The 13,249-nt window shown below is 45.5% G+C and carries 13 protein-coding genes; 6 read left to right on the forward strand and 7 right to left on the reverse strand.

Going from position 1 to position 13,249, the window contains the following annotated elements:
* Window positions 1-20: 20 nt before the first annotated feature.
* From PQG66_RS02295 to PQG66_RS02310, 4 genes are all read left to right on the forward strand, one after another.
* Window positions 21-830: a DUF92 domain-containing protein gene (locus PQG66_RS02295; protein ID WP_272034649.1), complete on the forward strand. Its 810-nt coding sequence runs from the start codon at window positions 21-23 to the stop codon at window positions 828-830.
* 13 nt (window positions 831-843) lie between these two features.
* Complete coding sequence (locus tag PQG66_RS02300) at window positions 844-1,422, forward strand: TetR/AcrR family transcriptional regulator (RefSeq protein ID WP_272034651.1); 579 nt, start codon at window positions 844-846, stop codon at window positions 1,420-1,422.
* 83 nt (window positions 1,423-1,505) lie between these two features.
* Entirely contained in the window at window positions 1,506-3,437 is a 1,932-nt protein-coding gene (locus PQG66_RS02305) for an ABC-F family ATP-binding cassette domain-containing protein (RefSeq protein ID WP_272034653.1), read from the forward strand.
* 217 nt (window positions 3,438-3,654) lie between these two features.
* On the forward strand, window positions 3,655-4,590 hold the full coding sequence (locus tag PQG66_RS02310; RefSeq protein ID WP_272034655.1) for a hypothetical protein: 936 nt from the start codon (window positions 3,655-3,657) through the stop codon (window positions 4,588-4,590).
* Between the two features lie 158 nt (window positions 4,591-4,748).
* Here PQG66_RS02310 and PQG66_RS02315 read toward each other — a convergent pair whose 3' ends face one another.
* From PQG66_RS02315 to PQG66_RS02335, 5 genes are all read right to left on the reverse strand, one after another.
* Window positions 4,749-5,789, reverse strand: coding sequence for a M42 family metallopeptidase (locus tag PQG66_RS02315; RefSeq protein ID WP_272034658.1), 1,041 nt, complete (start codon window positions 5,787-5,789; stop codon window positions 4,749-4,751).
* Between the two features lie 110 nt (window positions 5,790-5,899).
* Window positions 5,900-6,292 carry a LapA family protein gene (locus tag PQG66_RS02320; protein WP_272034660.1) on the reverse strand — a complete coding sequence of 131 codons (393 nt, stop codon included), beginning with the start codon at window positions 6,290-6,292 and terminating at the stop codon, window positions 5,900-5,902.
* Window positions 6,293-6,425: 133 nt separating this feature from the next.
* Window positions 6,426-8,216: an oligoendopeptidase F gene (gene pepF / locus PQG66_RS02325; protein WP_272034662.1), complete on the reverse strand. Its 1,791-nt coding sequence runs from the start codon at window positions 8,214-8,216 to the stop codon at window positions 6,426-6,428.
* A gap of 294 nt (window positions 8,217-8,510) precedes the next feature.
* A complete protein-coding gene (locus PQG66_RS02330; protein ID WP_442954998.1) occupies window positions 8,511-8,696 on the reverse strand; it encodes a hypothetical protein in 186 nt (61 codons plus the stop codon).
* A 3-nt stretch (window positions 8,697-8,699) separates the two neighbouring features.
* Window positions 8,700-8,933: a hypothetical protein gene (locus PQG66_RS02335; RefSeq protein WP_272034668.1), complete on the reverse strand. Its 234-nt coding sequence runs from the start codon at window positions 8,931-8,933 to the stop codon at window positions 8,700-8,702.
* 163 nt (window positions 8,934-9,096) lie between these two features.
* Between PQG66_RS02335 and PQG66_RS02340 the strand changes: the two genes are divergently transcribed.
* A complete protein-coding gene (locus PQG66_RS02340; protein ID WP_095288023.1) occupies window positions 9,097-9,294 on the forward strand; it encodes a cold shock domain-containing protein in 198 nt (65 codons plus the stop codon).
* A gap of 108 nt (window positions 9,295-9,402) precedes the next feature.
* Here PQG66_RS02340 and PQG66_RS02345 read toward each other — a convergent pair whose 3' ends face one another.
* Together PQG66_RS02345 and PQG66_RS02350 are read right to left on the reverse strand one after the other, a co-directional pair.
* The gene (locus PQG66_RS02345) at window positions 9,403-10,575 is read right to left on the reverse strand and encodes an MFS transporter (RefSeq protein ID WP_272034673.1); all 1,173 of its coding nucleotides are present in this window, start codon (window positions 10,573-10,575) and stop codon (window positions 9,403-9,405) included.
* Between the two features lie 48 nt (window positions 10,576-10,623).
* Window positions 10,624-11,964, reverse strand: coding sequence for a multi antimicrobial extrusion protein MatE (locus tag PQG66_RS02350; protein ID WP_272034675.1), 1,341 nt, complete (start codon window positions 11,962-11,964; stop codon window positions 10,624-10,626).
* 234 nt (window positions 11,965-12,198) lie between these two features.
* Here PQG66_RS02350 and PQG66_RS02355 point away from each other — a divergent pair, with 234 nt between their 5' ends.
* Entirely contained in the window at window positions 12,199-13,224 is a 1,026-nt protein-coding gene (locus PQG66_RS02355; protein ID WP_442955026.1) for a tetraprenyl-beta-curcumene synthase family protein, read from the forward strand.
* The last annotated feature ends 25 nt before the right edge of the window (window positions 13,225-13,249 follow it).

Below are 13,249 nucleotides of genomic sequence, written 5' to 3' on the forward strand. Positions count from 1 at the left end.
TGTCACATGCAGGAGAGCTTATGGAATGGATGATTGGTGCTGCCTGCGCTTCACTGGTCGCAGGAGCTGCTTATGCAAAGAAATCGCTAACGCTGTCGGGAGGCCTTGCCGCAATCCTGATGGGTACGATATATTACGGGGCAGGCAATCTGTTCTGGTTCGGCACACTACTGTTATTTTTCATCACATCAACGTTGCTTTCCAGGTTTCGTAAAGATCGTAAGCGGGAGATGGAGAAGTCTTACGCCAAGACGGGGAATCGGGATGCAGGGCAAGTGATGGCTAATGGCGGCATGGGTATGCTGTTATGTTTGGCAAATTGGCTTATTCCTCATCCAGCATGGATGTATGCTTTTATCGGAGTGATGGCAACCGTTACTTCAGACACGTGGGCAACGGAAATTGGAAGCCTTAGCCGCAAGCCACCTCGCTCTGTACTCACCTTAAAGGTATTAACCCCTGGAGCCTCGGGAGGCGTTTCAATCTTAGGAAGTTTTGCGGCTGCGCTGGGCGGTATTGTAATTGGTCTGGGAGCATTTGTGTTTGCACAAATAAGCGGACTAGAACTTGGAAGCTGGCTCGGCTGGACTCTGGTTGGACTGATTGGTGGACTAGCAGGGGCATTCGCAGATTCTTATCTTGGAGCGACGATGCAGAACATGTATCGTTGCAAGGTATGCGGACGAGAGGTTGAAGTCCATGATCACTGTGGCCAGCCCACTGTAAGCGCTCGGGGTTGGTCGTGGATGAGTAATGATGTGGTCAATGTACTGAGCTCTGTAATAGGCGCATGTATTGCCATCGGGATAGGTAGCATTTTGGCGTTATAGGGAGGGATGCAGGATGAATACGGTACAGGGAGACAAATCGGAAGCTATTTTGGATGCCGCCTACGGTATTTTTGGGTCAAAAGGTTTCTATGAAACGAAAATGTCCGACATCGCCGATGAGGCTGGCATTGCCAAAGGTACGATTTATTTATATTTTAAAAGCAAGGAGCAATTGTTTGTCGCAGTATCCAAACGAGATTGTAATAGCTTTATCAGTCGTCTGGATTATGCATTGCAATCACAGGAGAATACTGGCGACAAGTTAGGTGCTATCGCAAAGACACATTTGACGTATTATTATGAACGCCGCAATCATACCAAGTTGTTTTTTATGGCACCAAACAATGATCCGGATCTGATGAAATTTATGAAAGCATTTATGAATGAATATATGAGCATGGTATGCAGAGTTCTTGAAAGTGCCGGGGTACCTGAGCCTGTACTGCTCGCTGAGGCATACATCGGCATTCTGGACCGTCTGAAGATGGATATTATGTTGAATCCGGAATTTAACGAGCAAGATCTGAACAAACGAATCGCTTTTGCGGCAGCATTGTTTTTGGATGGATGTCGTTCCTTCCTGCGAGTATAAGCAGGTACGAAAGGTCGCGAAGTAGAGGGCGCCCTAATGGGGATAGAGCATTTCAAATTATAGAGAAGTGTAGGTACAGTGCAATGAATATAATGACGGTAGAACAAATTTCAAAAAGTTATGGCGAGAAAATACTGTTTAAGGATGCTTCATTCGGTATGGCGGATCAGGATAAAATCGGCGTTGTTGGTGTAAACGGTACCGGTAAATCCACGTTTTTGCGCGTTATTGCAGGTTTGGAGCCGGCGGATGAGGGACAGATTTCAATTGGTAACGACGTGCGTGTGCAGTTTCTGGCGCAAAATCCGGAGTTTAATCCGAATAATACGGTGTTGCAGCAGGTGTTTGAGGGCGATAGTGCTGAGATGAAAACCGTGCGAGAATACACAGAAACGATGGAATTACTGGAGTTAAATCCTTCTGATCCAGCCCTGAATGACCGTTTGATGCGTGTGAACCAACAGATGGAACAACTTCAACTGTGGCAGATGGAGAGCGAAGCAAAGAGTATTCTGTCCAAGCTAGGTATACAGCAATTTGATGCACTTATGGGCACTTTGTCGGGTGGACAGCGAAAAAGGGTTGCACTTGCTTCCGCATTAATTCATCCTTGTGAATTGCTCATTCTCGATGAGCCGACCAACCATATTGATAATGATTCCGTTGTTTGGCTGGAGCAGTACTTACAGAAACGCCGCGGCGCACTGCTGATGATTACGCATGATCGTTATTTCCTGGATCGAGTGGCCAATGTCATGCTTGAGCTCGATCATGGGCGTTTATTCCGTTATGAGGCGAACTATACGCGTTTTCTGGAGTTAAAGGCTGAACGGGAGGAACGGGAATCCGCTTCGGAACAAAAGCGTAAAAATCTGTTGCGGACCGAACTCGCATGGATTCGTCGTGGAGCAAAAGCGCGGACGACCAAACAAAAAGCGAGAATTGATCGCTTTGAACAACTCAAAGAGCAACAGGGTGTTCAACGTTCTGGTTCTCTGGAAGTGTCTGTGGGCTCTACACGTTTAGGGAAAAAGATATTGGAGATTGAACATCTCTCCAAATCCGTCGGTGATCGCAAGCTGATTAACGATCTCAGCTACATTGCAGTACCGGGAGATCGTGTAGGTATTGTAGGTCCTAACGGTAGTGGTAAATCAACCTTGCTTCAGATGATCTCAGGCCGATTACAGCCGGATGCTGGAGAGGTCGTGCTAGGGCCAACCGTCAATCTGGGTTATTTTACCCAAGAGCATCAGGAAATGGACGAAACACTACGAGTCATCGAATACATCAAGGAAGTGGCCGAAAATGTGAAGACAGCTGACGGTTCACTGATTACCGCTTCCCAAATGCTCGAACGCTTTTTGTTTAGTCCAACAGCTCAATGGACACCGATTGCTCGGCTGTCTGGTGGAGAGAAGCGGCGGCTGTATCTGCTTCGGATTTTAATGGCAGCTCCGAACGTGCTGTTGTTGGATGAGCCGACCAATGACTTGGATATTCAGACCCTTGCCGTACTTGAAGACTATCTGGATGAATTTCCAGGCGTTGTGTTCGTCGTGTCCCATGACCGCTACTTCCTTGATCGTACAGTGGATAAAGTACTGGCATTTGAGGGGAACGGAGCGGTGCGTGTACATGTTGGTGACTATAGTGAATACGCGGAATGGATGCTCCAGAACGGTCCTGGTAATCAGGAAAACATGACAGGATCAACCAAGAAACAGGCAACGGATAAAAGTCCTGAAGCTCCCGTTGCAACTCAAGCCAAACCTAAGTTAAAGTTCAGTTTCAAAGAACAGCGTGAATACGACCAGATTGATGAAAACATTGAGAAGGCCGAAGCGAACCTAGCCCGGATCAACAAAGAGATGGAAGAAGCCTTCAGTGATTCAGCCCGTCTGCAGGAGTTAATGGCTGAGCAGGCAGAGGCGGAGCGTCATTTGGATGAATTGATGGAGCGTTGGACTGTACTGAACGAGCTGGCGGAGCAGATTGAGCAAAACAAATCTTAACCTGTCTGTGTGATATATCTGAACGATAAACTCGCCTTTCTTCATAGGGTAGCTGAATGCCCCTCTGGAGAAGGGCTTTTTTGGTTTGAATCCGGAAGTTGGAGTTGGATATCAATGATCAGAATTGTGGATATCGATGATTCATATGAAACGTTATGGCTGTCCCATACGTTGTATTTAGTAAACAATTCCATAAGAGGGAGAGGACAGCGCATTGATGAATCGAGATATTAGTGAACAACTTGCCGTACTCAAAGAGAAGGGAAGAATATATGAGAAATGGACCAAACGCCTTCATAAGCTTCAAGAGGAGGAGAAGCAATGGGAAGCGAAAGTGGAGCATTGTACCACAGTCCTTCAGAAGGAACAGAGGGATGTGGATCGTCTGTCCAGTATGAGCTTGGCCTCATTTTTCTATGATCTGATTGGCAGGAAGACGGAACGTTTGGAGAAAGAAGAATTGGAGTTGCTAGAGAGTAAGGCAGCATATGATACGGCGTATCAGATGTTACAGGATGTACGAGAGCAACGCATACAAGTCGAGCAGGAACTTCAACGACAATCACAATATCAGTTCTGGGAAAGTGACTATCAGGTATTGTGGGGGAAGAAAGAGCATCGCTTGCTTAAGCAAGATGAAGAACTGCAACAACTAGCTGAACAACAGGAACAGTTGGCGAGTACGTTACAGGAGCTGCATGAAGCTTTGAGAGAAGGTGAGTATCTGGTGTATGCGCTTGAGCGTGCGGAGAGCGCATTGGAATCGGCAGGAAATTGGGGTATCTATGATATGATGGGGGGAGGTGCAATATCTACGCATATCAAACGCCGCCGTATGGATGAAGCACAAGTCGCTATTCTGGATGCAGGCAAGCGTCTGCGACGTTTTCAGAAGGAGTTAGAAGATGTTGAGATGGCTGTTAACGCTGATTTAAACTTGGGTGGATTGCTTTCGTTTGCAGATTATTTCTTTGATAGCTTCTTTGTAGATTGGATGGTTCAAGACAAAATTCGCAGCGCTGAAAAAGAGGTTAAACATGGACTAAGCACGGTGCGCCAGACCATTCAGGTTTTACAGAGGGAAATGAAGGATCATGAATCCCGGCTAGAGATTCAGGAACGACTATATCGCGAGTATGTTGAACAGGCCTGATGAATAATCGTATCTGGTTTGACTACCATTCCTATAATAAAGGACACAACCCTTCACACATGCTGGTTCATGTGCGGAGGGAGTGTCCTTTATCATTTTAGATGGAAATATACTAACTAAACGAACTGAACTACGTGCGACCTGACATACAGACGCAGCTACTTGGTGGTAATGTATGCGGCAAGTAGCCTAGCGGTATTCATCACGGCATTTTTGTGCGTGCGTTCCATAGAGTGTGAAGCGTGAACTCCAGGGCCGATCAGAGCAGCTCGAATATTGTTGCCGCCGCGCAGGGCAGCGCTGCCATCTGAGCCATATTGGGGATAGATGTCTACCACATAATCCATGCCATCCTGTTTAGCTAGCTCGATTAGACGGCTTGTCATATCGTAGTCATAAGGGCCCGAAGAGTCTTTTGCACATATAGATACATCCGTCTCTTTGCAACTTAGATCATCACCCATAGCACCCATGTCCACAGCGATCATTTCACTGATGTCTGCTGGGATATATGACGCGCCGTGTCCGACTTCTTCGTAATTTGAGATCAGTAAGGAAACGTTATGTACTGGCTTCCAGCCTTCACGATGTGCAGATTCAAGGATACCAAACAGTGCAGCCACGCTGGCTTTGTCATCCAGATGACGTGATTTGATATAACCACTTGGTGTAATGACAGCCCGAGCATCAAAAGAAATAAAGTCACCAACTTGGATACCTAGATTTAAGACATCCTCTTTGGAGGATACGACTTCATCAATACGGACTTCCATATGATGTTCCGAGCGCTCAAACGTCCGTGCATCAGGATATACGTGTACGGACGGATGCAACGAAAGAATCGTTCCTGTATATACCTTGCCGTCTCTTGTGTGAATGGAGCAATATTCGTTCTCGATGCTGTGCATGGTAAAGCCACCCACAGAGGTCAGTTTTAACGTACCATAAGAAGTGATCGACCGAACCATAGCGCCAAGCGTATCCACATGGGCACTAAGTGCGATCGTCTTGGAAGAGTCTTCGCCGGGTAACGTAAGCATCGCACCGCCTTTATTGTTCAGCTCACAGGAGATGTTCAGAGATTCCGCTTCCTTGCGAATCATCTCCATAATGTGGTGGGTGTAGCCGCTCGGACTTGGTGTATCCAGTAGTTTTTTTAGAAAAGACAGAACGTAAGATTCATTAATACTAATGCTCATCTTCATTTTCCTCCTTCAATTGTACGGGGATTATTGCTTAAAATGAACACAGCCTGACTGGGAGAGAATGTATGTCCATTCCTGGCTCGCCAGCAGGCTGTTTCTGATCATTACAATGTTCCAGTTGGGTTGCTTTTGTGATGATTCTGGATCGAATCCTGATTCAGATGCTCATCTTTTTCTTTTTCAGGTTCATTAGAGCCGATGGAATCCATGTTATCGAATGAACCGGATGCATTAGCACTTACTGCGGAAGCTTCCAGTTCCGCTACACGCAGGTGCAGGCGTTTGTTTTCTCGCTGTAGTTGATATTGACGGTAAATACCGTATGAACCGACAATAATTCCACCAATTAGTGTACAGCCCAAAATGAGCAAAATCAATGGGATTTGAACGCTATTAAACAGCAGATTGACTTGAACGGAATCTACATTGATGACTGCAAAAATACCTGTGAGCAGTGCAAAAACAAGACCCGCAATGAGCGTCCATTGCATTTTCATGATGTTGCCTCCTTGTTGTTAACCAATTAAGAATTACAATGCATTACCCTTTTTCAAGTGGACATTATCTTGCTTGATTATAAAATCCCTTGCCCGTTAGGGCAAGGGATACAGATTACAGGGAATCATCACCTTATTTAGTTAACTGCTCCATTTGTTCGATGAGATCCTTGAATACACTCATTGCTTCACGAATCGGTTGCGGCGTCGACATATCCACACCCGCTTTTTTCAGAATATTGATGGAGTAATCACTGCCACCACTCTTCAGGAATCCGAGATAACGGTCTACCGCAGGCTGACCCTCTTCCAGAATCTGCTTAGAGAAACTGGTAGCTGCTGAAAAACCTGTAGCATATTTATAAACATAGAAACTGTTATAGAAGTGGGGGATACGTGCCCATTCCATTTCGATATCTTTGTCAACGACCATATTTTTGCCATGGTATTGTACATTCAGATCATAATAAATTTCAGACAGAAGCTGTGGAGTAAGTGCCTCACCTTGTTCTGCACGCTCATGAATTATTTTCTCGAATTCGGCGAACATGGTCTGACGGAATACCGTGGTCCGGAATTGATCTGCATAATACGTGAGTAAATACAGTTTCTCCTTCGGATCGGTAGATTTGTTAAGCATATAATCCATTAGCAGTGCCTCGTTGGTCGTTGAAGCAACCTCAGCTAAGAAGATCGTATACTGAGCATCTCGATACGGAAGTGTTGTATCTGAATAATGTGAATGCAGAGCATGGCCCATCTCATGCGCCAATGTGAACATGCTGTTCAGATTGTCCTTATGATTCAGAAGTACATAGGGGTGAGTGCCATAAGCCCCCCAAGCATAGGCGCCTGAGCGTTTATTTTCGTTTTCGTATACGTCGATCCAGCGATTGTCATATCCGGTTTGAAGCGCGTCAGCATATTCCTTGCCGAGCGGAGCAAGACCTTCCTTGACGGTCTTTTTAGCTTCCTCATACGTAATATCCATTTTGTACTCATCTACAAGGGGAGCGAATAGATCATACATGTGCAGTTCATCGACACCTAGTAGCTTTTTGCGGAGATCCATGTAACGGTGAAGTAAAGGCAGGCTTTCGTGGATCGTATCTACCAGATTCGTATATACATCCGTTGGGATATTGTCACCGTACAGGGACATCTCCATTACCGAAGGATATTTTCTAACATTGGCATAAAACATATTTTTAGTTACGTTGGCGTTTAACGCTGCAGCTATAGTGTTCTTCTGCTTCGCATAGGTTTCATATACGGCTTTGAAAGCGCGCTCCCGAACTTCGCGGTTTGGATTCTCCAGAAACTGAATATAGCTGCCGTGTGTCAATTCAACTTCATTACCATTCTCGTCTTGAATGCGTGGGAACTTGAGATCCGCATTGTTGAGCATGCTGAAGATGGTCTGAGGCGCTTGAGATAGATTCCCTACCTGTGCAAGCAGTGCTTCCTCTGCCTGAGTTAACACGTGAGCCTTTTCGCGTTTCATCTCTTCCAATGTGAATGTGTAAGCAGCGAGTTGTTCATGTTTAATGAGAGCATCAAGCTCTGAATCTGGCAAAGAAAGAATCTCAGGGGTAACAAAAGAGAGCGCTTCGCCTACTCGTACACTCAGCTTCTGAGCTTTTTGGGAGAGGCTTTGATATGTAGGGTTAGCTGTGTCTTCATCTTGATGCATGCGGGCATACACAAAAAGTCGTTCAAGCTTAAGACTGATTTCGTCTTCGTATTCGAAACAAGCTTTGAGGACTTCAGGCTGATCTAATTTACCTTGGAATTCGGAGGCTTTTTTCATCATAGAAGATACTTCTTCATACTCCTGATCCCAAGCTTTTTGATTGGCAAATAAATCTTCCAGTTTCCAAGTGTGTTCGGTTGGCACTTCGGAACGTTTTAATAGTTTACTCATGGGAATCCTCCTTTGATTATATGCTGAATATATGGGCGTAGCCGCCTTCGTCTCCTGTGCTTGTGCGGCAGGAGATGAAGGGATCAGGCTACAAGCCAGAAGAACATATAACGGTTTCCGATATTTCAACGGCCTTCCTCCTTACTCTACGAATAACGATGAAAAAATGAAATCCGGATAACAGTCGATTTCATAACATAACATCCGAATAACTTCGTATAGTATGGCCTGGGCACAGCAGAAATATTTGAGAGCTTATGATTGTTCTGCAGAAAACTTGTTCAGTCTTGTGAATTAAGCTCCCATGTTATAGAGGTAATACACAATCAGGAAAAACGCAAAACAAATGAGCAGGGTAGCAATTAAAGCCATTCCCCTTCTCAAGCGATCCGGGATGGAGTTACGTCCCAGAATAAGCACAATCCCGAGTGAAAAGGCAAGGATAATAAAGATAACGACATTGCCTGAATCCAGCTGCATGGATTAGACTCCTTTGAAGGCTGCCATTAGTGCACGCCATTCATCTTCGCGATTCTGAAAATCCTCCTTCGGAAAACGACGCTCCGCCCAATGCATCAACGCGGGACGGCTAAGAAAGGTGTGGCATTCTTCGCCCCATTCTTCGGATATTTCTCGCAATACGAGATATTTCCCTTGTACCTCTACAGTCATCATATTCCACTTGTCTGTTTTGTATATTTCGTGTTTTTTTATCATAGGTAGTCTCCAAACTAACGGTTTTGGTAAAATGATACCGTACCCTTCGATGCAAAGCAAATTTTTTCATCATTTATTAAAAAGATAAATTGCAAATTGAAAGCCCATACAGTATAATGAGGTTATTCGTCATAGATGGCGATATTTTTAGGAGGTTGTTCATTTGAAAGGTACAGTTAAATGGTTTAACGCAGAAAAAGGCTATGGCTTTATCTCAGTTGAAGGCGGCGAGGACGTATTCGTACATTTCTCCGCAATTCAAGGCGATGGATTCAAAACATTGGAAGAAGGTCAAGCGGTAGAATTCGAAATCACTGATGGAAACCGTGGTCCTCAAGCAGCTAATGTAATTAAATTGTAAGATTTTTCCGTTCTTCACGGACTTCTTATAAATGATCCATTATAGCTGAATATAACAAACACAAGCACAGTCCCCATTCGGAGACTGTGCTTTTTTTGGTTTTGTATACTATGAAGATCGGTTGGCGAGAGGTCGTAATAATTGTAAGCCAAAGCCGATTAATGCAGCGAGTGCAAAGATCATTGCCGTAATATAAAACGTTTGGCGTCCGGTATGCTCTAGCAGCAAACCACCCAAGGTACCACTCAGAAGCCCGGAAGCGCTTGACCAGACGATGGTGAACAGGGCCATACCTGTGGCGCGAAAACCATCCGGGACAAGCCGGGTGATATAGCGAACTGCAGTGACATAGAAGATACCGAAGGTGACACTGTGCATGGTCTGAATGAGAACAACGGCAGCAGGGGTGCTGGACATGGACATGAATAATAGGCGAACGGTGTACATTAGAGCAGCAAGAGTCAGAAGTGGCAGCTCTTTGTACCGGTTTCCATATTTGCTGAGTAGAAGAAAGATCGGGATTTCACTTACCGAGGAAATGAGCAGGGACCAGCCGATTAATCCTTCGCTGGCACCCAGATCTTTCAGCGTTATCGTTAGAAAGGCCTCATTCATTCGATGTCCCATATCGAGAAGGAATACACAGCCGAAAAAAGCAAGAACTTCCCTGCGCTTCAGAATGGCCCACAATCCCGATAAATCCATTTTGCTCCCGCCCCCAGACGGCTGATCCCGTAACTGAAAGCTGATCAACAGCGTCACTGCCGCAAGGCTAATGCATATCCACATCGTCCACTCGGCACCGAACGAACCCAGTACATAACCGATGCTTAATGCAAAAAAAGCGTATCCGATTGAACCGAAAACCCGAATGGACGTGAAGTTGCGGCCGTATTTGTTTGCCGTAGTGATAGCCATCGTGTCAGATAGCGGGTATACCGGATAATAGAAAAAGTAAAATAAAGTTACAAGTACAAATACTTCGCCAAAGCTTGATGCATTGGCCAGCAGGACACCCGTAATGAATTGTCCGCCAAGCAACAGGATCATCACTTTTCGCACCGTCTTGTACTTGTCGCTCGCCATACTCCAGAACATATTCGAGAATACGGAGATGAGCGGACCGATTCCGTACAAATATCCAATCTCGGCTGAACTGAAGCCAAGGTGGCTGAAATAAAGCTGGAAATAGGATACAACTAGTGCGGTGGATCCGAAGATGGTGAACATTAGTGCCCGAAGCCAGTTCTGATCTGGTCGAGCAGAATAACTTGATTTCATGATGAGGTACTCCAATCTTTCAACTGATTCAGATATCGCAAAGAGTGACTAGCCTTTCTGAGATGATGACCGACGAGAAGGTGGTGCAGACATCGATGGTTCTTTTTGCGTGCGACGGATGACCATCCAGACAATGACAAGTTCTGCAAGCAAACCGAGTGATTGAGCTGCTGCTCCGATCATGCCGTTCCACGTCGGGAAAATGCTAACCAGAATAAGCAAGACAATAACAGTGCAGATGGCATTTGCACTCTGTGAACGGAACATGGTTTTGGTCTGACCTCGTAGCAGAATCAGTCCGTTGCTGAAATCCAAAAAAGGAGAGATCAGCGGAAACAGGATAAAAGCGCGAAGTGTCCATAGACTTTGTTCCAGCAACTGTCCCTTCACACTCATCACGTGTTCAAATACCCAAGGTCCAAGAGGGGTATAAGCGATAAGGGCGGTCATAGTAAACGGAATAAAACCGGTCACCAGTGCAAATTTCCTGACGAGCTTCGCATCAATCAGATAGAAGTTGAGCACGATCTGGTGAATGTACGTGAAAAAGCTCAGCATGAGCTGCATCAGACTGCTCGCTACAGCAAACGAAGAGATAGCCAGTGCAATTCCCGTAGTTTTACCAAGCACAATGTTGATCACTGGACCAATAAATAGGGCTACAAAGCTGGAAAGCAGCAACGGTTTGTAAAAACGATATACATCACTCTTGCTCTCTACAGGATGATCCTCAAGCTTGGCTGGCATTTTCCGCATAATACTCCTGCCCTCCAAGTAGCTGACGAGTGCTTCAATCATCATACCTGCAGCAAAAATGATAGCGCCTACACGACCGCTGTTAATGCTGTCTGTGTAGATGAAATACAGGGATAGTCCATACATACCTGCCAGACGGAATATCATGCCGATCGTAAGCCATTTGGTTCGGTTATTCGTGATGATAATGCCCTGATAGATATTACGGATGACTGAAAAAATGCTAACATACATCAGGATCTCATAAACATCAATCACTTTGTCCAGCAGGTCTGGGCTTACACCGAATAAATATTTGAATACCCCTGTGCCTACAGGAGAGTAAACGATAAGAAAACCGATCAGCAACACACAGGCCAAAAATATTTTAGTCACAAACGTAAGCGCCTGAAAAGAGAGGCGGTCACGTACAAGCGCAGAACAGGTTTGACGTAGTAAAGTGGATGGACGCTCCGTGAGGGTCAACAGACTTCCTGCAATGGCGTAACTTGCAATAACCGTCTCCGGATGAGCAGAACGGGCTAGTGTACTGTTGATAATCACATGGGATATGGTCACAAGAGAGGCGGAGATGCCAAGCGGCACAAAAAAAGAAAATAACCGTCTCCACGAAAGTGGTTCACCTGACAGCATGTCAACGACTCCTTTGATGGATAGAAATATGCATAGTATATCACAAAGCTTTAGGTCGGGATGCGATTTTTTACGCGGTTTATGCGGTAGATCATTTGTACAATTAAGGGGATCATATTATAATAGGGATGGTTTAAATCGCATTAATACGTATTCAACCAAAGTGGAGGCACATTTATTTTGAGCCAATCAAATCGAAAACGTCATCAGTACCCGCGAGGTCCGCTGGCATTGATGAGAGGGGTGTACAAATACACCATTCCGGAAACGCGTAAGGCATTGAATGGATGGCGTGCCCAAGCTGAGGCAATTCCTGATGAGGAATTACGTACGCAAGCACTTGCCAGTCTAAGGGATAAACAGTTTCACTGTGAAGGTGGAACCGTCTATGCATTGGCTGATATGTCGAACAGACACATCCTCATTCCGCTGATCGTTTCATACCAAACCATAAGTGATTATTTGGACAATCTGTGTGACCGCAGCACCTCAATGGACCCGGATGACTTTCGTCTGCTCCATCAATCTATGCTTGATGCGGTAGATCCCGAAGCAACACCTGTCAATTATTATGCACTCCGTGAGGAGCAGGATGACGGTGGATACTTGCGGAATCTGGTGAAGACATGTCAGGAGCTGATTCGTCAGTTGCCGGGATATGCTTCAGCCAAGCCCCAAATACAGGATCTGGCAGGCCTATACACGGACCTGCAGGTATATAAGCACATCAAACCGGAACTGAGAGAAACGGCCTTGCTCGAATGGTGGTCGGAGCATCGCCACCGCACACCTCAGTTACGTTGGAACGAATTTTCCGCTGCTACTGGCTCTACTCTGGGTGTATTTATACTGTTCCTCGCTGCAAGTGATGAACAGTTGACCGAAGAGCAGGCGGTTTCAATCCATACGGCCTATTTCCCACACGTATGCGCATTACACATCATGCTTGATTATTTGATCGATCAGGATGAGGATCGTGTTGGAGGGGATCTCAACTTCTGTAATTATTACGAGAATGTGGAGATGATGCTGGATCGAATTGCTTTTATTGTGGAGATGGCTCGCAGTGATGTGCAGAAGATTCCGGGTAGTTCCTTTCACCGGATGATTATTGAAGGACTGATAGCCATTTACCTGTCTGATCCCAAAGTCAGCGAACAGCAGGAAGTTCGCACCGTGTCCAAACGTCTGATGAAAAACAGCCCGATTACACGTGTGTTTTTCTTCATTTTCAGCCGCTGGATACGAAAACATATGTAAGTCAGGTGTATTGTTGCGGAGCCTG

The sequence above is a fragment of the Paenibacillus sp. JJ-100 genome (genome assembly GCF_948329825.1).
GTDB lineage: Bacteria > Bacillota > Bacilli > Paenibacillales > Paenibacillaceae > Paenibacillus.